Source organism: Streptomyces sp. TG1A-60, assembly GCF_037201975.1.
Classification (GTDB): Bacteria; Actinomycetota; Actinomycetes; order Streptomycetales; family Streptomycetaceae; genus Streptomyces.
The window spans coordinates 2,163,345-2,184,184 of record NZ_CP147520.1 but is presented as its reverse complement, the minus strand read 5'-3'; the positions used below and the strand labels follow the sequence as shown (position 1 = coordinate 2,184,184).

The following is a 20,840-nucleotide window of genomic DNA, read 5'->3' as shown; positions in this document are numbered from 1 at the left end:
GCAGGTGTCAGTACCGGGCGGTGTGGTGGAATCACGCCGCTGTGGGCCCGAGTCGCCACTACTCCTTCTTCTTGCTCTCCTCCGGGTAGTAGGCGGGGTTCCTGTCGCCGGGCTTCCCGACCCGTTCGTCGAAGCCGGCGTCCAACGCGTCGATGCTGCTCATCTGGCGCTGGATGAAGCCCTCGTCACCGTCGTGCAGCCTGGTGGTGACGTGCATGTGGTTCGAGATGTGCGCGACCGCGTCCATCAGGGACTTGAGCTGCTCTTCCCAGCGGGTCGACACGTGCTTGAGGCCGGCGCCGAGGGCGAAGCCCTGCTTCGACAGGTCACCTGCCGCCGAGTCACTGCTCGGGACGGCGATACGGGCCTTGTCCCAAAGGTCGTTGTAGAGGGTGTGTGCGATCTTGCCGATCTTGCTCAGATCGGTCTGGCTGGCCTTGAGGACGCCGAACTTCTCCGGAAGTGCGGAAGTGCCACCACCGTCGACCTGGTTCAACTGCATGCGCGTCGACTGCCGCTCGGCCGCCTGCGCCTTGAGCTGTTCCCACTCTTCCCATGCCATGGGCAGAACCGTTCCCCCGTTTGCTCGGTCAGCAGGCCCTCGTGTCACTGCGTCGGCCAGACGCTGCCGTTCCGATGGTGTGGTGGCCAATCAAGCTAGCAACTCGGCCCGTGGAGTATTGAGGCACGTCCGCTGTGCGTAGATTATCGGCCGTGAAGGTTTGCAGGAGACGTGTGCTCGGGACAGCCGGTGACTGCTGGAGAAGGGGAGGAGCCCCGTGCCTGGGCACCTTCTTCAGCTGTGGCGGACTTCGTGATGGCGCTGACTCATGGGGTAGAGCCATGCGGGCCCGATGTCCGGACCGTCGTGTACACCCGTTCGCAGTGAACAGGCAAGACGGGCAAAGTGTGGCAGCCGATCGGTCTCGTAACCGAGCTGACGCACATCGCTGTTGGCCCAGTTGCGGAGGTTGACTAGAGTGGTAGGAGCGTTGTGAGGCGCTGCTTGCTTTGCGATCGTACGGCGAGTGTTTGGCCAGGTCTCGATTGAGTCGGGGCCGATGGCTGTACGGGGAAACGGGGGAGGGTGTCGTGCTTCCGGCAGAGATGGCGGGGGGTGTGTCGGCGGCCAGGGCGGCAAACCTGGAGGCCAGTGGTGAGGCCCTGGACAAGTTCGTGAAGCGGGTGGATGCGGTTCTCCGCGACCTTGAGACCTCGGCCGGCAACCCGACGAAGGTGGGCGCCCAGACCATCAGGTCCACGTCTCTGAGTACGGGGGCGGACGGCATCTTCCCTGAAGCCGACGGCTTGTACACGCAGTACAACCGGGTCCATCAAGAGCTCACGTCCCTGTCCAAGACCCTGCATCTGCAGATTGAGGCGACCGCCATCGCGGTTCAGGGTGCGCATCGGGGTTTTGACAACCTTGAGGAGGAACTGCGTCAGCGGTTCTACGCCATCCAGGGAGAGGTCACGGAGATCCAGGATGCCCAGGATGGCAAGCAGCGCCTCGGTGACAACCCCACCGTGGTGATGTGACGATGACCGACAGACGGCACGAGGCGGACTTCGACCGCGTGGAGGGCCAGAACGGCGTCGCGGATATCGTCCGAGGGTCTGAGGACCTTCCGCAAGGTGGCTTGCTCAACCGCATGGTGCGCTCGGCCTTCATGGAGAGTTCACTGGGGCGGACCATCGCGGATCGGACGGACTTCGAGAAGCGTGACTTCGACCTCAATCAGCTGATTGACCTCGTCGAGCGTACGGACCCGGAGGATCTGGAATCCTCGGGCAAGGCTCTGTGGGATGCGCGCGACGCCATCAAGGCGGCAGCTGACGAACTCGAAGGCCACATCGACAACGTCCACTGGGTCGGAGAGTCGGGTGATGCCTTCCGTAAGTGGGGCAGCTCGCTCATCACCAACACGCATCGCTTGAGTGACTTCGCGGGAGCGGCAGGGGACCAGATCACCGCTGCCGCCGTGGGCCTTGCATCTGTGCGCGGTGCCATGCCGTCTCGAGATGCGGAAGCGAGCCGGAAGCGGCCCGAGCACTTCACAGAGGCTGAGAAAGTCGCGGACAAGAGCGAGTACGCGGCTGCCGTACGGGTGGAGAAGGACCGTCAAGAGGCGATCAACCAGATGAACCGGTTGGCTTCGTACTACGCGGTGTCCGAAGAGGTGCTGGCGTCCCTGCCTGCCAAGGACAAGACGCCGGAGTTCACGGCCATGCCTGATGTGGGAGTTCCGCGGCCTGCGATGGAGTATCGTTCTGGCGAATCTGCCTCAGGCGCAACTGGAGAGTCCGGAACGGCAACTGTCGCGGGCCTTCACGTTTCCGTGACGGATGATGCCGTTGGACAAGGCGTAAGCGACAACCCGAGGTCCACAAAGAACATCACTGGCAAGATCACGTACCCCGACGAGCCCGTCCGTACCAATATCGACAGCGTCGGCACGCTGCCGCCGTCCACGACCACACCCGTGACCGGCCACACTCCGCCAGCGTGGGGTACCCCTGCTCCGGGTGGCGGTCAGTCGAGCATGTTCGAGGGCGGCCTCGGGACACCGGTCTCCAACGGCACGGCAGGCCGTAACCTGGGTGGAACGGATGGTCGTCGTACCCCTGCGTCGGTTCAGGGGCGCGCAGGTACGCCTGGCCTGACCAATTCAGGTCCTGGGCAGTCCACGGGGCAAGGGCCTGTGAACCAAATGGGGCGTGCCGCCTCGACCGGGCAGCCCAACGCCAGAGGCATGGCTCCCGGATCGCATTCGTCCCAGATGGGCCGAGCAGTCACTGGAGGTATTCCGCGGGTCGGTGGTACGGCCGCTCCGCGGGCGACCAGCGGTCCGGTGACCGGAGCTGGTCGGGCCAACGGGGTTGTCGGGGGGCAGCCCACAGCCGTTGGCGGTGCTTCTACGCACGGCGGCGCCAGGATTCCTCGCGGGACGATCGTCGGCGGCGATGGAGTAGCCAACTCTCGGCCCGCTGCTGATCGACCCGGGCAGCGCGGGGTTCTCGGAGCGCCCGAGTCCTCGGCGAGGTCGAACGCAGGCGCGACGACCCCTCGTGGTGGTTCGGGAACATCTGATGCTGTCACGGGTAGGCCGGCCGCACGCAACTTCGTTGCGGGAGCCGAGCGCAACGGCCTGACACGTGGCGGTGCCGGTCTCGTGCGCGGCCCTGGCCGCGCAGCGTCCGGTGACGATGGGAATGCACAGGGATCGCCGCGCCTCGACCACCGGGTCGAAGACGAAGAGACGTACCTGCCCAACAGGCCGCGGCGTGATGTGCCGTCGGTCGTCAACTGACCGAGCACGAGCGAGGACACGGAACACGATGACGTCAGGGACCAGCCGACGAGCCCAGCAGCGGGCTATGTTCCACAGATCGCGCCTCGGTAGACGAGTGCGGGCTGTGGGCGCGGCCGTCGGTGCCCTGGCGGCCGTGAGCGTGGGATTCGCCCCTTGTGCCGCTGCGTACGACGCCCAGTCCAAGCAGTGGTATCTGGAACCGATGCAGGCCGAGCAGATGTGGAAGGTCAGCACAGGGAAGGGCATCAAGGTCGCTGTCATCGACAGCGGCGTAAACGCAAATACACCGTCCCTGAAGGGGAAGGTCCTGACCGGTGAAGTTCCCGCGTCGGTCGCGTACAGCGCCACGGACGATTACACCGGCCATGGAACGACCATGGCTGAGTTGATCGCAGGTACGGGAGCAGGAGGAGGCCTGCAGGGGTTGGCGCCGGGGGCGAAGATCGTTCCATATCGCATTGAGCTTGAGGGACTGAAGGGTGGGGCGGAGGAACGGGAGAAGACGCCCGAGGCCACAGACGCGATCAGGGCAGCAGCCGACACCGACGCGCAGATCATCAGCATGTCGTTCGGAGCGGAGGGGCCGAGCTCCAAGGAGAAAGAGGCCATCGAGTACGCCGCTTCGAAGGGCAAGCTGATGATTGCAGCAGTTGGCAACGAGGGCCGTACCAAGGGCAGGATTGGCTATCCAGCCGCGTACCCCTACGTAATTGGTGTGTCGGCGACGGACGAATCCGGCACGGTAGCGGAGTTCGCCTCGTCCGGTAACTACGTGGATCTCGCGGCCCCAGGGCAGGGCTTCCCCGGGTGGTGCGACGGGAACCTCCGCTCGTACTGCGATGACGCCCAGGGGACGAGTGCCGCAGCTGCCATCGCCGCAGCCTCCGCGGCCCTGATCTGGTCCGCCCACCCTGACTGGACGGTGAACCAGGTCACCCGCTCCATGATCGACACAGCTGGCCGTACGTGGGCGAAGGACAAGCCGAGTAAGTACGTGGGTTACGGGTTCGTCCGTCCTCGGCTGGTTCTCGACAAGCCCAACTATGATGCAGGCGCCCCGAACGTCGACCCCCTCGCGAAGGACAACGGCGGAGACCTCCTGGCCAACTCCGCATCCACCGCCTCGTCCCCCCTCCCCTTCTCCATCAACCGCGTCACAAGCCCCCGAAAAGGGTTCTACCGGCGGTGCTTCCGCGACTGGATCAGCCGCGGAAGCGCCCAATGGCAGCAATACGCTGTGGATTGCGCTCGGTTCAGCCGTCGTGATCGGTGGTGTCGGCCTGGCTGTGATGCGGGCGCGACGCGTCAGGTGACCTCGGAGGCTGTAAAGAGCCGTCGACGGCCCTGCCTGTTGATGTGAGACATGCGGTGCGTGTTCATCGCTAGTGGGTGATGAACAGCGAAAGCCAGAACAGTTGGATCAGTAACAGCTAGGAAGGACAGCTGACCATGGCCGGTAAGCAGAAGCTCGAAAACGATGCGGTAATTCTGCTCCAGAAGCAGATGCTCTCGAAGTACGAGAACGTCAAGTCACGTGTGCACAGGCTCCAGGGCGTTATCGACAGCTTGGAAACCGGTCAGTGGGATGGAATCGGCCGAGCAGCGTTCGACAAGAAGCAGTTCGAGATCAACCAGTCGCTGCGGAGCATGGGCAACATCCTTGCTGAGGTCATCGAGGCGATGACCTCAGCGCGCAACATCATTGACACCAAGGAAGACGAGGTGCGCGCGGCGGTCAACAGGATCGACCTCCAGGACGGTGCGCCCACGGTTTCCCCCTTCAGCTCCTTCTGAGTTGCGCCGAGCTCAGGACCAAGGCCGGACACCGGCCTCATCAACACGCACCAGCGAGACGAGGTAAGCAGGCATGGGCAAGAACATGGATGGGCTTTCCGTCACTTATGACGCGCTCGACATCACGGCGACCAAGATCGCGAGCGAGGCGAGGGACCTCGAGCAGGATCTGCAGGAGTTGAAGAGGCTTGTCGAGAACAGTGTGCAGTACTGGGAGGGTGAGGCCCAGGACACGTTCAAGGTGAAGCTGGAGAGGTGGGACAAGGAAGCCACCGACATCCACACGGCTCTCACGGGTATCGGTCACGTCGTGGCTACGGCCGGCGGTACCTACATGGAGGGCGACAAAAAGGGAGCCAGCTACCTTCAGTAGCTCAAGGCTCGTAAAGAGCAGTGCCGGGGTGGGCGCGCGCGGGAGGCGCCCACCCCGTCGTTGTTCCCCGTCGGAGCGTGAGCGCTGGTCCCGGGTCCGCCGACGGAGGCATGCGGGCCGGAAGTTCATGCCGTACGTCCTGATCCCGCGCTGTGCCGGACCGAAGAAGGCATCCTCCGCCCCCCCCGCACACCGGCCCGATCCGCCCGCGCCGCGTCTGGGGCTGTGGCCATCTCTGAGGCCGAGGCCGCCTCCGGGGCCGTGGGCCTGAAGCGGCCACGGCCCCAAGACCCCCGCGCGTCAGTCGACCGTCAAGCCGTCACTCACTCTCGTCCTCGGTCAACCCAACCTGAACCAACGGCTTCCCCCGCTTCCGAGACACGAACACACCCCGCCCCGCAGGCATCGGCCGCGGACGCACGCCGCCCAGCAGGTCGCCCTCGCCCGGGTCGCCCGCGAGGACGACGCCCTGCGCTCCGAGTTCCTTGATGCGCTGGGTGAAGGCTTCGTAACCGGCTCGGCCGGCGCCCGCGGTGGAGCGGGCGATGATGAAGCGGACGCCGACGTCACGGGCGAAGGGGAGCATTTCCGTGAGTCCCGACAGCGGGTTGCCGCTCGACGTGGACACCAGGTCGTAGTCGTCGATGATCACGAACACCGTGGGGCCACGCCACCAGCTGCGGTCGCGTAGTTGCTCCGGCGTGACGTCCGCGGTGGGCGTGCGGCGTTGCATGAGGTCGGCCAGCGCTTCCATGTGGTGCTGCATCTGGTTCGACATGGGGATGTACTCCGCCAGGTGGGAAGGCGGGGTGACACCCAGCAGCGCACGGCGGTTGTCGACCACGAACAGCTTGCAGCTGTCGCCGTCATAGCGCTCGGTGAGACGCTTGATGAGCAGCTTCAGCAGATTCGACTTACCTGACTCGCTCTCGCCGAAGACGAGGAAGAACGGGTCCTGGTCGAAGTCCACGAACACCGGCTCGAGGTTGTCCTCGTCGAGGGCGAAGGAGATGCCGCGGTTCGGGAAGCGGCCGCCAGGGGGCAGCTGGGCCGCCGGGAACTCCCTCGGCAGCAGGCGTACTTCGGGCGCGCCGGGCTGCTGCCAGTGGCGGCCGACTTCGGCTGCGAGGGCCGACGTCGCCTCCGCCAGGTCCGTGTCGGAGGACAGGCCGTCGATCCGCGGGACCGCGGCCATGAAGTGCTGCTTCTGCGGTGTCTGACCACGTCCAGGAACACCTGCGGGAACGTTCGCTGCCACTTTGCGGTCGAACTCGGAGTCCATGGGGTCGCCGAGCCGCAACTCCAGGCGGTTCATCAGGTGGTCCTTGAGGTTCGAACGGACCTCCATGGAGCGGGAGGCGGTGAGGATCAGGTGGATGCCGTAACCGAGGCCGCGCGCAGCGATGTCCAGGATCAGCGGATCCAACGTCTCATAGTCCGTACGGAAGTTGCCCCAACCGTCGACGGCAAGGAAGACGTCGCCCCAGGGCTGATCGGTCACCGAGATGTCGCCCCGGCCCCGGCGCGCCCGGAACTCGGCGATCGAGGAGATACCCGCAGAGCGGAAGTACTCCTCACGGCGGGTCAGGACGCCGTACACCTCCGCCACCGTACGCCGGACCTTCTCGGGATCCAGGCGTGAGGCCACCCCGCCCACATGCGGCAGGTCGGCCACCGCCGACAGACCGCCACCGCCGAAGTCGAGCCCGTAGAACTGCACTTCATAGGGCGTGTGGGTGAGCCCGAACGACGCGATGATCGAGCGCAGCAGCGTCGACTTGCCGGACTGCGGGCCGCCGAGGATCTGCATGTGGCCGGCCGCGCCGCCGAAGTCGGCCCACAGCGGTTCGCGCCGCTGCTCGTACGGCTTGTCGACGATGCCGACCGGGACGACGAGCCGACCTGCACCCTCGTAACCGGGCTGTGTCATGCCCCGGCCGGCCACCGGAGCCAGCCCCAGCAGCAACGAGTCGAGTGACGGTGGACTGTCCAGCGGGGGCAGCCACACCTGGTGGGCCGCCGGACCCTGTGCCTCCAGACGCCGGACGATCACGTCCAGGACGGTGTCGGCGAGCGCGTCGTCCTGCTGCTCGTCGGGCTCCTCCCGGCGCTGCTGCGGCACCGGCGCATACTGCACGGGGACTGTGGCCGCGGTGAACAGCACGGGCCGGCGGTCGACCGGGAGCGGTCCACCGGGCACGACGGACCGCTGGGAACCCGTGCGGTATACACCGGAGACGTACGCCGCCTTGAAGCGGACCATCTCCTCCGTGCCGAACTTCAAGATGCCCGAGCCTGGCACGTTCGGCAGCTCGTACGCGTCCGGGACGCCGATCGCGGCGCGCGACTCGGCCGCCGAGAACGTCCGCAGACCGATCCGGTACGACAGGTAGGTCTCGAGCCCCCTCAGGCGGCCCTCCTCCAGACGCTGCGAGGCGAGCAGGAGGTGGACGCCCAGGGAACGGCCGATACGGCCGATCTGCACGAACATCTCGATGAAGTCCGGCTTCGCGGTGAGGAGTTCGCTGAACTCGTCGATCACCAGGACTAGCGACGGTATGGGCTGGAGTGGGGCGCCGGCCGCGCGGGCCTTCTCGTAGTCGTGGATGTTGGCGTAGTTACCGGCATCGCGGAGCAGCTCCTGGCGCCGGTTCAGTTCACCGCGGATCGAATCGCCCATGCGGTCGACGAGGGTCAGGTCGTCCGCGAGGTTGGTGATCACGGCCGCCACGTGGGGCATCTGCGCCATACCGGCGAAGGTCGCACCACCTTTGAAGTCCGCCAGGACGAAGTTCAGCGTCTCGGAGGAGTGGGTCACGGCCAGTCCCAGGACCAGAGTACGCAGCAGCTCCGACTTTCCGGAGCCGGTCGCGCCGACGCAGAGACCGTGCGGGCCCATGCCCTCCTGCGCGGCCTCTTTGAGGTCGAGCATCACGGGCCGGCCGTCCTCGCCGAGGCCGATCGGCACGCGCAGCCGCTCCGACTGTGAACGCGGGCGCCAGGTGCGCCGTGGGTCGACCGAAGCCGCGTCGCCCAGGTTCAGCAGTTCCGTGAAATCCAGGTTCGCCAGCAGCGGTTCGCCGTCGTCACCACCCGATGCCATGCGCAGCGGCGCCAGTTGCCGGGCAAGCGCTTCGGCGGCCTCGTACGACAGGACGTCCGGTGTGCCCTCGTAGACCATGCCGTGCGCCGACTCCAGGCGCAGCTCCTTGGGGCGCACGATGACCGAGAGGTCGCCGCGCCCGAAGCTGAGGTCCCCGGGGACGATCTCGATGACCGTCACGCTCTGCAGGCCTTCAGGGCTGGCAAGCAGGGAAGTGGGCGGCAGCGAGACACCGTCGAGCAGGACGACCAAGTGCGGTTGCTCGGAGACCGGCGGAGCGGCGGGATGGAAACGGGGACGGCCCTGGAGGACGGCGGTCAGCCGGTCCTCCAGTTCCATCGGATCGGTTGTGATCAGGCGCATGCTGCCCGCGCCGTCCGTGACGCCTCGCGTCTGCGTGTGCGGCAGCCACTTCACCCACTCCCACTCGGGTGCCGACTCCCGCCCGGTGGCGACCGCGATGGTCAGGTCCTCGGACGAGTGCAGCGCTGCGAGGCAGGCGGTGACCGCTCGGGCGGTGCCGCGCACGGTGCCGGGCTCGCCACTGATCGTCACGTGGTAGAAGGCGCGAAGCGAGACCGCCATCGGCAGGTCCTCGAGAGTGCTGTGCGTGGCCAGGAAACGCTGCATGGCCCCGGCAGCCAGCGGCTCCAACTCGTCGACCGGAGCGGACTGCGGTGCGATCAGAGGAGTGGCCAGGGATTGCGGGCCGAGGCCCACGCGCACCTGCCCGAAGTCCTCGTCACCGGTGCGCCGCTCCCACACCCGGCTGCCCTCGGCGACCAGGGCCCACAACTGCTCCGGTGAAGGATGCAGGTAGTACTGGGCGTCGCGCTGCGCCTTGGCGGTGCCCAGGGTCTGGTGCCGGGTCTGCGACAGGTAACGCAGGTAGTCCCGTCGTATGTCCGCCAGTTGCCCCTGGTTGCCGCGGCGGTAGCGGACCAGCATCGCGACGCCCATGGCGATTGTGGAGGCCACCATCACCATGCCCATGATCTTCATGAAGGGCTGGGCCTGCGGGTTGAAGAAGAACACCACGGAACCGCCCATGCCGAGCATCGGCAGGAGTTGCATGAGAGCACCCTCCTGCTGCCCGCGGGGAAGTTCCGGCGGAGGCTGCAGCACGACCTCGTTCGTGGGCACTTCCTTCGGCAGCGCCCGCGGCGGGCGCTTGACGACGATGTGGCTCACTACGCACCAATTCCCTTGCCGGACCGAGTTGTTTCGTCCGCCGCCCCGTGTCCGGCGGACGCCGGTCGCGAAGGTGATCCTACTGACAACCACCGGCACCGACGGGCGGTAAGGTGCCCGTGAGATGTGTGAGCAGTTGCGAATCGTTCCGGGTAAACCGGGCAAATCTGCAACGCTCGGAACCAAGCGCCGCCCTGCAATTCCCGGGCGTGACGGCATCGTTGCCCGGCTGCGCGGGCGGTGCGGCGCAACTTGCACAGGATCTTTGCGGGCGGGCGGGTGCGCTGCGGCATCGCAGACCGCCCGACCACCGACGAGGGGGAACAGCAGGTGAGCATGACGGCCTCCGCGCCGGTCGGCGCGACCGGCGGACCGGGGAGCGGAGCCCCTTCCGGGGCAGGCACGGGCCTTGGCTTCTGCCGGGTCACCATCGTGGCACCCGACAGTCGCATCGACGTGGCGCTGCCCGACGACGTACCGGTCGCCGACCTGTATCCGGAGATCCTGAGGCTTTCCCAGCAGAGCCCCGAGGAGGGGGCCCCTGTCGGTTACCACCTCGTACGCCGTGACGGCACCGTCCTCGACGGCGCTCGGTCGTTCGCGGCGCAGCGCATCCTGGACGGGGAATTGCTCACTCTGCGTCCGTTCGCCGATTCGCTGCCGCCGGCCGTCCTCGACGACGTCTCCGAGGCGGTGGCCGCTGCCGTCACGCGTGATCGCACTCTGTGGAACGGCGAGCTCACACGGACTGCCGGCCTCATCGCGGGCGGGGTCCTGCCGGCGCTGCTGGCGTTCGTGACCTGGACATCCCAGATCCGTCACGACATGTACAGCCTGCAGGGCGTCATCGCCGGCGTTTTCGGGCTCCTGCTGCTCACGATCGCCTGCGTTCGCGCACGTGTGTACGGCGATCGCGGCTCAGCGATCGCCCTCGGCCTGGGCGCCTTTCCGAACGTTGCCGTGGCCGGTTCCGGACTGCTGCCTCTCTCCGAAGGGCAAGGCATCGGGCGGTTGCAGTTCCTGCTCGCCTGCACGGCGGTTCTGCTCGCCGCCGTTCTACTCACCCTGTTGTCGCCCGGCGGCGACGGCCCTTTCGTGGCCTTCGTCTTCGCCTCCGGGATCGGTCTGATCACCGCCTTCATCGCCATCCTCACGAAGCTTCGTCCCATGGAGACGGCCGCCCTCTGCGCCCCGCTCTCCGTTGTCGCGCTCGCCTTCCTGCCCGGCCTGTCCATGCGCTTCGCACGGTTGCCGATCGGCTTCGAAGCACCCAATCCGTCCTGGGGCGGCCACGACGCAGGCGAGCCGGGCCCGCAGGAGCCCATTGACGTCGAGCGCATCGCGGCCCAGGCCCGCCGCGGCCACGAGCTTCTCGTCGGCCTCGTCGGCGGCTGCGCGCTTGTCTCCGTAGGCGCTTCGATCGTCCTGGGCTTCTCCGGCAACGTGTGGGCGCAGCTTCTGGCTCTGTCCACAGGCGTGGCGATGTTGATGCGTGCCCACCTCTTCCGCTACACCGCGCAGGTGAGCGCTGCCCTGGCAGCCGGTCTCGCGGCCCTGGTCTTCCTCGGACTCGGGCTCGCACTGAACCCGCCGCAGGACTACGTGCGCGACGCCCTCCTCGGCGATACGGCCGCCCTCGACATCCGCAGCGTCTGGCTCGCTGCGGCGATCGCCGCAGCCGCCGTCCTTGTCACCGCGATCGGTCTCATCACCCCGCAGCGTGGTGTGACCCCGTTCTGGGGACGCTTCCTGGAGATCGCCGAGAGCTTCGTCCTGCTCACGCTGATCCCCCTCGCCCTGGCCGTATTCGACGTGTACGCACGCGCCCGGGCCATGACCAGCTAGCGGCAGGGCCCGCCTCGCATACGTGTCCGGGTGGGATGCGGGCAGTGGTCCCGCGCAGGCGGGCACGGCGCGCTCTGTGAACGGGGCCGAGAAGCCGTGCGACATGGATCGGTCTCGCTGGTGCCGGAACGCCCGTCGTTCCCTGCACCTTTCGTCCCCGACGGGGGAAGGACCGTTCCGCGTGAAAGGAACGTTCCGCGTGAGCCGTGTGACCGCGCCCGGGCAAGCGCCGTACGCGGGTCCACGGGGTCTTGTAGTCGGGGCGAATCCGGCGAGCGCAGTCAAGCGGCGGTCGGTGTGGGGAAAGCCGTGGGTGCCATAGCGTGCAGGCCAATGGGGCAGGGAGTCGATCGCTGGTTCCCTGCCCCATTCGGTAGCGCCCTGTCTACGCGTCCAGCCCCTCATTGTGCGCAGCCGGCTCCAGATCGAATTCGCCGTCCCGGGCCCCCAGGACGAAGGCCCGCCACTCCGCCTCCGTGTAACGCAGCACGGTCTCCGGGGCCAGCGACGACCGCATCGCCACCGCGCCTTCCGGGAGGTACGCGATCTCCACTCGCTCCTCGTGTTCTTCCGTGCCAGGCGCGCTGTGCCACTCGACACCAGAGATGTCGAGCGCGTAGAGCTCGTCCTTCTCCCGCTCCTTGCGTGCCTTGAGTTCTTTGTCCTCGGCCTCGGCCATGACGGCTCCGATCCTTCCTCCGCGCCAACGCACTGTGCGGTCACCCTACTTGCTGCCGTTCTCGCTGCTCAGGGGTTCACCCAGGGATGACCGTAACGACGGGTGTCGGCTTCGCTACAGTGTCGGCGCACCTCGCCAAAGCTGCACACGGGCCGCTTGGTCGCCGCCGCACGGCGAGCCGTGTGGTTCTTGATCGTCCCTCTCGCCTACGCCCGGGTGGCCGTGGCCCCATCGCACAGGCAGGCCACGGCCAGTGAGCGGCCCGTCCCACTCTCCGTACACCGCCTCCACCCTCGAAGCCGAGCGCCGAACCCGACTTCGGCGGCTGCGGACGGCCGGGGCGTCGGTCCTGGCCGCGGCCGTCGTCGCCGCGGGTGTCCTGGGCCTCACGTCCGGCCCTCACGTCCGGCGGTGACGATGCGGAGTCGGAGCGGCGTCCGGTGGCCGTCAGGCAGGCTCCGGACGACATCCGCGAGACCGTGGAGAAGGCGCCCGAGTCGCCGGAGGGCGGCAGGTCCCTCTACCTCATCGAAAAGATCAAGACCGTGGGCGAGAACATCTCGTCCATCGGCACCCGGGCGACGGAGAAGGTCTTCGCGAAGGGGATCGGGAACTACGTCCAGGGTTCACCCACGGGGACGAGAGCAAGCAGCTGTACAAGCTCGACCCCGCCACCACGGCCATGAGCCTGCCCTGCGACCGCCTCGCGGTCTTCGACGTCGACACTACGAGCACGACCGGATCTACTTCGCCACCGAAGCCCTGTACGGGCCGAGCAACAAGGGTGAGGTCGGGGAGGAGACCACCGTGGCTATCGGTTACGAGAGCGTCGCCCTCGCCAGAGCTGACCGGCCCCCGGACAAGCCCGTGTCTCCACCCTGGTACCCTGTGTGACGGCCGTCTGTGTACGCACCTCCGAACTCCCCCAGGGACCCCGGAGACAGCGCCGACGGACTCCGCCACCCGAGTCACAGAAGCCCCCCTGAGACGCAGACCAGGGGCACTCGGTGGCATCAACGAGACTCATGAGGAGTATCGCGTGTCGCTCGACGCCGCTACGAAGAAGCAGATCATCAGCGAGTTCGGTACCAAGGAGGGCGACACCGGCTCCCCCGAGGTCCAGGTCGCGATGCTCTCCCGCCGCATCTCGGACCTGACCGAGCACCTCAAGACCCACAAGCACGACCACCACTCCCGCCGTGGTCTGCTGATCCTGGTCGGTCAGCGTCGCCGTCTGCTGCAGTACCTCGCCAAGAAGGACATCCAGCGCTTCCGTGTGCTGGTCGACCGCCTCGGCATCCGCCGCGGTGCGGCGGGCGCCAAGTAGGACACCGTGAAGGGAGCGGTTCCCGAAACGATCGGGGGCCGCTCCCTTCGCCGTACGTGGGCCATGACGTGGGTACGGACCATGCCGTACGTGCGGAAACGTGCGGAGTGTCACCGCCCCTTTGTAGTGTGGTACCACAACGCACTATGTACGACACAGCGTGAGGCCCCGGACACGGGTGGCCGCACGCACACCGAACGAGGAGAAGCGCACCTCGCCGCCGCCGGTCCTCGGTAGTGGCTCCCGGGGAAAGTGCACCCCGAGGGCTTCGATCGAAGACCGGCCCGCACCAGACGGCGCGCCTCTCCGCCACCGTCCCCCTGCCACACGGGCAGGACCAGGGACGAAGACGAGGAGAGAACACTAGTGGAGAACGAGACCCACTACGCCGAGGCCGTCATCGACAACGGCTCCTTCGGCACCCGCACCATCCGTTTCGAGACGGGCCGCCTGGCCAAGCAGGCCGCCGGCTCCGCCGTGGCGTACCTGGACGACGACACCATGGTGCTGTCGGCCACCACCGCCTCCAAGAACCCCAAGGACCAGCTCGACTTCTTCCCCCTCACGGTGGACGTCGAGGAGCGCATGTACGCGGCCGGCAAGATCCCCGGCTCCTTCTTCCGTCGTGAGGGCCGGCCCTCCGAGGACGCCATCCTCACCTGCCGCCTCATCGACCGCCCGCTGCGCCCGTCCTTCAGGAAGGGCCTGCGCAACGAGATCCAGGTCGTCGCCACGATCATGGCGCTCAACCCCGACCACCTGTACGACGTCGTCGCGATCAACGCCGCGTCCGCGTCCACGCAGCTGGCCGGTCTGCCCTTCTCCGGCCCGATCGGCGGTGTCCGCGTCGCGCTGATCAATGGCCAGTGGGTGGCCTTCCCGACGCACACCGAGCTCGAGGACGCCGTCTTCGACATGGTCGTCGCCGGCCGTGTCCTGGAGGACGGCGACGTCGCGATCATGATGGTCGAGGCCGAGGCGACCGAGAAGACGATCCAGCTTGTCCAGGGCGGCGCCGAGGCGCCGACCGAGGAGGTCGTCGCCGCCGGTCTGGACGCCGCGAAGCCCTTCATCAAGGTGCTCTGCAAGGCCCAGGCCGACCTCGCCTCGAAGGCCGCCAAGCCGACCGGAGAGTTCCCGGTCTTCCTCGACCACCAGGACGACGTCCTGGAGGCGCTCACCGTCGCCGTCAAGGACGAGCTCTCCCGGGCCCTCACCATCGCGGGCAAGCAGGAGCGCGAGGCGGAGCTGGACCGCGTCAAGGGTCTGGCCGCCGAGAAGCTGCTCCCGCAGTTCGAGGGCCGCGAGAAGGAGATCTCCGCCGCGTACCGCTCGCTGACCAAGTCCCTGGTCCGTGAGCGCGTCATCAAGGAGAAGAAGCGCATCGACGGCCGTGGCGTCACGGACATCCGTACGCTCGCCGCCGAGGTCGAGGCCATCCCGCGTGTGCACGGCTCGGCGCTGTTCGAGCGTGGCGAGACCCAGATCCTGGGCGTCACCACCCTCAACATGCTCCGCATGGAGCAGATGCTGGACACCCTCTCCCCGGTGACCCGCAAGCGCTACATGCACAACTACAACTTCCCGCCCTACTCCGTCGGCGAGACGGGCCGCGTCGGCTCCCCGAAGCGCCGCGAGATCGGCCATGGCGCCCTCGCCGAGCGCGCCATCGTGCCGGTCCTGCCGACGCGCGAGGAGTTTCCCTACGCGATCCGTCAGGTGTCCGAGGCCCTCGGCTCCAACGGCTCGACGTCCATGGGCTCCGTATGCGCCTCCACCATGTCGCTGCTGAACGCCGGTGTGCCGCTGAAGGCCCCCGTCGCCGGTATCGCCATGGGCCTGATCTCCCAGGAGATCAACGGCGAGACGCACTACGTCGCCCTCACCGACATCCTCGGTGCGGAGGACGCCTTCGGCGACATGGACTTCAAGGTCGCCGGCACCAAGGAGTTCGTGACCGCCCTCCAGCTCGACACCAAGCTGGACGGCATCCCGGCCTCCGTCCTGGCCGCCGCCCTCAAGCAGGCCCGTGACGCCCGCCTCCACATCCTCGACGTGATGATGGAAGCGATCGACACCCCGGACGAGATGTCCCCCAACGCCCCGCGGATCATCACCGTCAAGATCCCCGTGGACAAGATCGGTGAGGTCATCGGCCCGAAGGGCAAGATGATCAACCAGATCCAGGAGGACACCGGCGCCGAGATCACGATCGAGGACGACGGCACCATCTACATCGGTGCCCAGGTCGGCTCGCAGGCCGAGGCCGCCCGCGCCACGATCAACGGCATCGCCAACCCGACCATGCCGGAGGTCGGCGAGCGCTACCTGGGCACCGTCGTGAAGACGACGACCTTCGGTGCGTTCGTGTCGCTGCTCCCGGGCAAGGACGGACTGCTGCACATCTCGCAGATCCGCAAGCTCGCCGGCGGCAAGCGCGTGGAGAACGTCGAGGACGTGCTCGGCGTGGGCGCCAAGGTCCAGGTCGAGATCGCCGAGATCGACTCCCGCGGCAAGCTCTCCCTCATCCCCGTGATCGAGGGCGAAGGCGACGACGAGAAGAAGGACGACACCGACCAGTGACGTCGAGTAGCTCCACGGCGACGGCCCGCACCTCTTCGGAGGCGCGGGCCGTCGCCCGTACCCAAACCCTCATCAAGGGCGCGGGCGGCATCGGTACGGTCCGCAAGACCACCCTGCCCGGCGGCCTCCGCGTGGTCACCGAGACCCTGCCCTCCGTGCGCTCCGCGACCTTCGGCATCTGGGCGCACGTCGGCTCCCGCGACGAGACGCCGGCGCTGAACGGCGCCACGCACTACCTGGAGCACCTGCTCTTCAAGGGCACGTCACGGCGTAGCGCGCTCGACATCTCCTCCGCGATCGACGCGGTCGGGGGCGAGATGAACGCGTTCACGGCGAAGGAGTACACGTGCTACTACGCGCGCGTGCTCGACACCGACCTGCCGCTCGCCATCGACACGGTCTGTGACATGCTCACCGGCTCGCTCATCCGCGAGGAGGACGTCGACGTCGAACGCGGTGCCATCCTCGAAGAGATCGCGATGACCGAGGACGACCCGGGCGACTGTGTGCACGATCTGTTCGCGCACACCATGTTCGGCGACACCCCCCTCGGCCGCCCCGTCCTCGGCACGGTCGACACGGTCAACGCGCTCACCGCCGACCGCATCCGCCGTTTCTACAAGAAGCACTACGACCCGACCCACCTCGTGGTCGCTTGCGCCGGCAACATCGACCACAACAAGGTCGTACGACAGGTCCGCGCGGCCTTCGGGAGCGCGGGCGCCCTCACCCGCGCCGACGCCGCCCCGATCGCCCCGCGCGACGGCCGCCGCGGCCTCCGTACGGCCGGCCGGGTCGAGCTCATCGGCCGCAAGACCGAGCAGGCGCACGTCGTCCTCGGCATGCCCGGCCTCGCCCGCACCGACGAGCGCCGCTGGGCCCTCGGCGTGCTCAACACCGCGCTCGGCGGCGGCATGTCCTCCCGCCTCTTCCAGGAGGTCCGGGAGAAGCGCGGCCTTGCCTACAGCGTGTACTCGTACACGTCCGGCTTCGCCGACTGCGGCCTCTTCGGCGTCTACGCCGGCTGCCGCCCGTCCCAGGTGCACGACGTGCTGAAGATCTGCCGGGACGAGCTCGACCAGGTCGCCGAGCACGGGCTGCCGGACGACGAGATCGAGCGAGCCATCGGCCAGCTCCGCGGCTCCACGGTCCTCGGCCTGGAGGACACCGGTGCCCTCATGAACCGCATCGGCAAGAGCGAGCTGTGCTGGGGCGAGCAGATGTCGGTCGACGAGATGCTGACCCGGATAGCCATGGTGACCCCGGACGAGATCCGTGCCGTGGCCCGCGAGATCCTGGGACACCGCCCCTCCCTGTCGGTGATCGGCCCGCTCAAGGACAAGCAGGCGTCCCGTCTGCACGAAGCCGTCGCCTAACACCCCAGTTAAGGAACCAAGCAATGAGCAAGCTGCGCGTGGCGGTCCTCGGTGCTCAGGGCCGCATCGGCTCCGAGGCCGTACGGGCCGTCGAGGCCGCCGAGGACATGGAACTGGTCGCCGCCCTGAGCAGGGGCGACAAGCTGGAGACGCTGGCCGAGTCCGGCGCCCAGGTCGCCGTCGAACTGACCACCCCCGCCTCGGTCATGGACAACCTCGACTTCTGCGTCCGCCACGGCATCCACGCGGTCGTCGGGACCACGGGCTGGACAGACGAACGCCTCGCGCAGCTCAGGAACTGGCTGGACGGGTCCCCGGAGACCGGTGTGCTCATCGCGCCCAACTTCTCCATCGGGGCCGTCCTGACCATGAAGTTCGCGCAGATCGCCGCGCCCTACTTCGAGTCCGTCGAGGTCGTCGAGCTGCACCACCCGAACAAGGTCGACGCCCCCTCCGGCACCGCCACCCGCACCGCCCAGCTCATCGCCGAGGCCCGCCGCGCGGCCGGCACCGCCCCGGCACCGGACGCCACGGCCACGGCCCTGGACGGCGCGCGGGGAGCCGACGTCGACGGCGTGCCCGTCCACGCCGTACGCCTGCGCGGCCTGCTCGCCCACCAGGAGGTCCTGCTCGGCGGCGAGGGCGAGACCCTGACCGTCCGGCACGACTCCCTCCACCACAGCAGCTTCATGCCGGGCATCCTGCTCGGCGCCCGCCGCGTGGTGACGACGCCGGGCCTCACCTTCGGCCTCGAACACTTCCTCGACCTGGGCTGATCGGCCGGCAAAGATCATGCGCGCGAAGATCACCTACACCCTCACGGCTGCCGTCCTGGTCGTCTACTTCGTCCTGGTCGGCAGCCGCGGGGTCCTGCTCATAGAGACCGGCACGCCGGTCACGATCGCCTTCGGCGTCGCCGTGCTCGTCCTCCCGGCGATCGGCGTCTGGTTCCTGTGGAAGAACACCCAGTTCGTCCGCAGGGCCAACCAGCTCGCCGCCGAACTCGACGCCGAAGACGGCCTTCCCGTCGACGACTTGAAGCGCACCCCGAGCGGGCGCATCGACCGTGAGGCGGCCGACGAGGTCTTCGCGCGGCGCAAGGCGGAGACCGAGGACGCCCCCGACGACTGGCGTACCTGGTTCCGCCTCGCGATCGCCTACCACGACGCCCGTGACACCTCGCGGGCCCGCAAGGCCATGCAGCGGGCCATCGCCCTCCACGACGGCAGGCCCGCGCCGGCCGCCTGATCCCGCTTCCTCCACACGGGGTGAGGGGCCGGTCGCCCACGCGGACCGGCCCCTCACCCACACGCCCGACTACGCGGCGCGCCCGTACTCCGCGGCCCACGCCTCGATCGTGTCGGCCGCCCGGTCGAAGGCCTCCGTCCGCGCCAGGAAGTCGGCGTTGTGCGAGGTCATCAGCTGCCCCACGGCCTCCGGCGCACGGTCCTTGCGGACGAGGAGCAGCGCTTGCCCCTGCACGGTCCGCGGCAGCCCCAGCCACCGCACCGGCTGCTGCGTGGTGCGCACCGAGACGATGTGCTCCCAGGACGCCGTCCGCGTGCTGAAGAAGCCCACCTTGCGCACGCCCCGAGCGCTCACCCAGATGCCGACCCGCAGCAGCCGCAGGGCGCAGACGATGACGAACAGTGCCACCCCCAAGCAGACCGCGCCCGCCTGCGGCGTCTCGGCAGCCGCGATGATGACCGCGGCGACCAGCGCGTACGACGCGAGCAGCAGCAGGAGGGCGGCCGCGCCGACCCGCCACGGACCGGGCCGGTAGGGGCGCCGCCAGCGGTCCCGGTCGTCGAACGGCAGCGCTTCGTCCACTGCCTGGTCGAAGGCGCGGTCGGCGGTCAGGAAGGGCAGGGGCACGGCTGGTCCTCACTCGATCCACACAGAGGTTTCGCCCGGTGAGGCTACCCAGCCGGATGTCCACTCACCACCTTCGGGGGGCCAACGGGGGCACAAGAAGGGGCAATTCCGGCTATCCGGGCCGCTTGTCGTGCCGGGCCGTAGAGTGGGCGCCGCCCGAGAGCAGCAATGGGAAGGACCCTCCGAGCCGTGACCGACATCCCCGACGACGACCTCAAACCCAGCTTCCGCAGCGATGTCACCGTCGAACTGGTGAAGCACAGCGCGGCAGACTCGGACGTGCTGTGGGCCGCCCGGGTCTCCACCGCGGGCGAGCAGTCCCTGGACGAGTTGAAGAAGGACCCCGAGCGCTCCAAGGGCCTGATCAACTACCTGATGCGGGACCGGCACGGCAGCCCCTTCGAGCACAACTCGATGACCTTCTTCATCAGCGCCCCGATCTTCGTCTTCCGCGAGTTCATGCGCCACCGCGTCGGCTGGTGCATGGCCGGCGACACCGAGATCACCTTGGAGAGCGAGGCCGGCAATCCTCGGCAGCGCACCATCGCCGAGCTCCACGAGCTCTGGCACCTCGGAGTCGAGGACCGGCTTCCTCATTCCGCCGGTGGCGTGACCTGGCACAGCCGGGCCGGAAAGTGGATGACCCAGGTCCGTCGCGGCGAGAAGAACCACTACCTCGGCCTGTACGAGAGCCGTGAGGCAGCCGAGTCGGCCGTGGCGGAGTTCCGGGAACCGCACCCCGGCACGCGCCTGCGGAAGCTCGAATCGGTCCGTCGTAACCACGTGCGCTGCTATGACGAAGAGACGCTGCTCGCCCAGCGGGCCAGGATCGTCGACGTCATCCAGTCCGGGGTGAAATCACTTATCAAGATCACCACGGAATCCGGAAAGACGCTTCGCTGCACGGCCGATCACGCGGTGTTCACGCCCGAAGGCTGGTGCAAGGCCGGGGAACTGGCTGTCGGGGACGCGGTGATGGCGGCGCGCACCGCGCCGCGCCCGTCGCAGGCACTGGTCCCGCCGAGCCTCCGGCGGGGCATCGGGGTATGGGCCTCCATGCAACGAGAGCGGCTGATCAAGGAGACCGACACCTGTCACCTCTGCGGTCAGGACTTCCCCCGCGCGGAGCTTGCCCTGGACCACCTGGTCCCCGTCGCCGGTGACCTGACTCAGGCTCTGGACGAGACGAACCTCGCGCCCGCGTGCGAGCCCTGTCACTCGGTCAAGAGCGCGGGAGAGCAGGCCTTGGCCCAGCGCGAGGGCAAGATCGCCACAGCCGTTCCGGACCGGATCCTCACCATCGAACAGGACGGCGAGGAGATGACATACGACCTTTCCGTCGAGGGCCCCTGGCACAACTTCCTCGCGAACGGAATCGTC

Annotated in this window: 15 protein-coding genes and 3 pseudogenes; 14 read left to right on the top strand and 4 right to left on the bottom strand. The window is 67.9% G+C overall.

Features of this window, described 5'->3' with window-relative positions; genetic code table 11:
• Nucleotides 1–58: 58 nt before the first annotated feature.
• On the bottom strand, nt 59–562 hold the full coding sequence (locus WBG99_RS08785; protein ID WP_338895789.1) for a hypothetical protein: 504 nt from the start codon (nt 560–562) through the stop codon (nt 59–61).
• Nucleotides 563–1,092: 530 nt separating this feature from the next.
• On the opposite strand from WBG99_RS08785, the gene WBG99_RS08780 reads away from it, so the two are divergent.
• The 5 genes and pseudogenes from WBG99_RS08780 to WBG99_RS08760 all read left to right on the top strand — a co-directional run bounded on the left by WBG99_RS08780 (nt 1,093) and on the right by WBG99_RS08760 (nt 5,481).
• The gene (locus WBG99_RS08780) at nt 1,093–1,539 is read left to right on the top strand and encodes a hypothetical protein (RefSeq protein ID WP_338895788.1); all 447 of its coding nucleotides are present in this window, start codon (nt 1,093–1,095) and stop codon (nt 1,537–1,539) included.
• Nucleotides 1,540–1,541: 2 nt separating this feature from the next.
• Nucleotides 1,542–3,311 carry a hypothetical protein gene (locus tag WBG99_RS08775; protein WP_338900267.1) on the top strand — a complete coding sequence of 590 codons (1,770 nt, stop codon included), beginning with the start codon at nt 1,542–1,544 and terminating at the stop codon, nt 3,309–3,311.
• A gap of 67 nt (nt 3,312–3,378) precedes the next feature.
• A pseudogene (locus WBG99_RS08770) lies at nt 3,379–4,627 on the top strand (S8 family serine peptidase).
• Between the two features lie 136 nt (nt 4,628–4,763).
• Entirely contained in the window at nt 4,764–5,108 is a 345-nt protein-coding gene (locus WBG99_RS08765) for a WXG100 family type VII secretion target (protein ID WP_338895787.1), read from the top strand.
• Nucleotides 5,109–5,181: 73 nt separating this feature from the next.
• Nucleotides 5,182–5,481 carry a WXG100 family type VII secretion target gene (locus WBG99_RS08760; protein WP_338895786.1) on the top strand — a complete coding sequence of 100 codons (300 nt, stop codon included), beginning with the start codon at nt 5,182–5,184 and terminating at the stop codon, nt 5,479–5,481.
• 319 nt (nt 5,482–5,800) lie between these two features.
• Here WBG99_RS08760 and eccCa read toward each other — a convergent pair whose 3' ends face one another.
• A complete protein-coding gene (gene eccCa, locus WBG99_RS08755) occupies nt 5,801–9,775 on the bottom strand; it encodes a type VII secretion protein EccCa (protein ID WP_338895785.1) in 3,975 nt (1,324 codons plus the stop codon).
• Between the two features lie 336 nt (nt 9,776–10,111).
• Between eccCa and eccD the strand changes: the two genes are divergently transcribed.
• Nucleotides 10,112–11,620, top strand: a complete 1,509-nt coding sequence (gene eccD / locus WBG99_RS08750; RefSeq protein ID WP_338900266.1) for a type VII secretion integral membrane protein EccD — start codon at nt 10,112–10,114, stop codon at nt 11,618–11,620.
• Nucleotides 11,621–12,005: 385 nt separating this feature from the next.
• Here the strand turns inward: eccD and WBG99_RS08745 are convergent, their stop codons facing one another.
• Complete coding sequence (locus WBG99_RS08745; RefSeq protein WP_338895784.1) at nt 12,006–12,299, bottom strand: DUF397 domain-containing protein; 294 nt, start codon at nt 12,297–12,299, stop codon at nt 12,006–12,008.
• Nucleotides 12,300–12,739: 440 nt separating this feature from the next.
• Here WBG99_RS08745 and WBG99_RS08740 point away from each other — a divergent pair, with 440 nt between their 5' ends.
• From WBG99_RS08740 to WBG99_RS08715, 6 genes are all read left to right on the top strand, one after another.
• Nucleotides 12,740–12,985 carry a hypothetical protein gene (locus WBG99_RS08740; RefSeq protein ID WP_338895783.1) on the top strand — a complete coding sequence of 82 codons (246 nt, stop codon included), beginning with the start codon at nt 12,740–12,742 and terminating at the stop codon, nt 12,983–12,985.
• Nucleotides 12,986–13,338: 353 nt separating this feature from the next.
• Nucleotides 13,339–13,626: a 30S ribosomal protein S15 gene (gene rpsO / locus WBG99_RS08735; protein ID WP_338895782.1), complete on the top strand. Its 288-nt coding sequence runs from the start codon at nt 13,339–13,341 to the stop codon at nt 13,624–13,626.
• A 366-nt stretch (nt 13,627–13,992) separates the two neighbouring features.
• The gene (locus WBG99_RS08730; RefSeq protein WP_338895781.1) at nt 13,993–16,209 is read left to right on the top strand and encodes a polyribonucleotide nucleotidyltransferase; all 2,217 of its coding nucleotides are present in this window, start codon (nt 13,993–13,995) and stop codon (nt 16,207–16,209) included.
• Nucleotides 16,206–17,585 carry a pitrilysin family protein gene (locus tag WBG99_RS08725; protein ID WP_338895780.1) on the top strand — a complete coding sequence of 460 codons (1,380 nt, stop codon included), beginning with the start codon at nt 16,206–16,208 and terminating at the stop codon, nt 17,583–17,585. The genes WBG99_RS08730 and WBG99_RS08725 overlap by 4 nt, the downstream gene beginning before the upstream one ends.
• Nucleotides 17,586–17,608: 23 nt before the next feature.
• Nucleotides 17,609–18,361 carry a 4-hydroxy-tetrahydrodipicolinate reductase gene (dapB, locus tag WBG99_RS08720; protein ID WP_338895779.1) on the top strand — a complete coding sequence of 251 codons (753 nt, stop codon included), beginning with the start codon at nt 17,609–17,611 and terminating at the stop codon, nt 18,359–18,361.
• A 16-nt stretch (nt 18,362–18,377) separates the two neighbouring features.
• Nucleotides 18,378–18,833, top strand: coding sequence for a hypothetical protein (locus tag WBG99_RS08715; protein WP_338895778.1), 456 nt, complete (start codon nt 18,378–18,380; stop codon nt 18,831–18,833).
• Between the two features lie 69 nt (nt 18,834–18,902).
• Here WBG99_RS08715 and WBG99_RS08710 read toward each other — a convergent pair whose 3' ends face one another.
• Nucleotides 18,903–19,460: a hypothetical protein gene (locus tag WBG99_RS08710; RefSeq protein WP_338895777.1), complete on the bottom strand. Its 558-nt coding sequence runs from the start codon at nt 19,458–19,460 to the stop codon at nt 18,903–18,905.
• Nucleotides 19,461–19,649: 189 nt separating this feature from the next.
• On the opposite strand from WBG99_RS08710, the pseudogene WBG99_RS08705 reads away from it, so the two are divergent.
• Both WBG99_RS08705 and WBG99_RS08700 read left to right on the top strand, forming a co-directional pair.
• Nucleotides 19,650–19,940 (top strand): annotated as a pseudogene (locus tag WBG99_RS08705) (FAD-dependent thymidylate synthase); the annotation flags it as partial.
• Nucleotides 19,920–20,837: pseudogene (locus tag WBG99_RS08700) on the top strand (HNH endonuclease); the annotation flags it as partial. The pseudogenes WBG99_RS08705 and WBG99_RS08700, both read left to right, overlap by 21 nt.
• Between the last annotated feature and the right edge of the window lie 3 nt (nt 20,838–20,840).

Excerpts from the sequence above, each read along its gene's own strand:
- WBG99_RS08785 (WP_338895789.1), bottom strand. The coding sequence starts at position 562 with ATGGCATGGGAAGAGTGGGAACAGCTCAAGGCGCAGGCGGCCGAGCGG.
- WBG99_RS08775 (WP_338900267.1), top strand. The coding sequence starts at position 1,542 with ATGACCGACAGACGGCACGAGGCGGACTTCGACCGCGTGGAGGGCCAG.
- WBG99_RS08765 (WP_338895787.1), top strand. The coding sequence starts at position 4,764 with ATGGCCGGTAAGCAGAAGCTCGAAAACGATGCGGTAATTCTGCTCCAG.
- WBG99_RS08760 (WP_338895786.1), top strand. The coding sequence starts at position 5,182 with ATGGGCAAGAACATGGATGGGCTTTCCGTCACTTATGACGCGCTCGAC.
- eccD (WP_338900266.1), top strand. The coding sequence starts at position 10,112 with ATGACGGCCTCCGCGCCGGTCGGCGCGACCGGCGGACCGGGGAGCGGA.
- WBG99_RS08745 (WP_338895784.1), bottom strand. The coding sequence starts at position 12,299 with ATGGCCGAGGCCGAGGACAAAGAACTCAAGGCACGCAAGGAGCGGGAG.
- dapB (WP_338895779.1), top strand. The coding sequence starts at position 17,609 with ATGAGCAAGCTGCGCGTGGCGGTCCTCGGTGCTCAGGGCCGCATCGGC.
- WBG99_RS08715 (WP_338895778.1), top strand. The coding sequence starts at position 18,378 with ATGCGCGCGAAGATCACCTACACCCTCACGGCTGCCGTCCTGGTCGTC.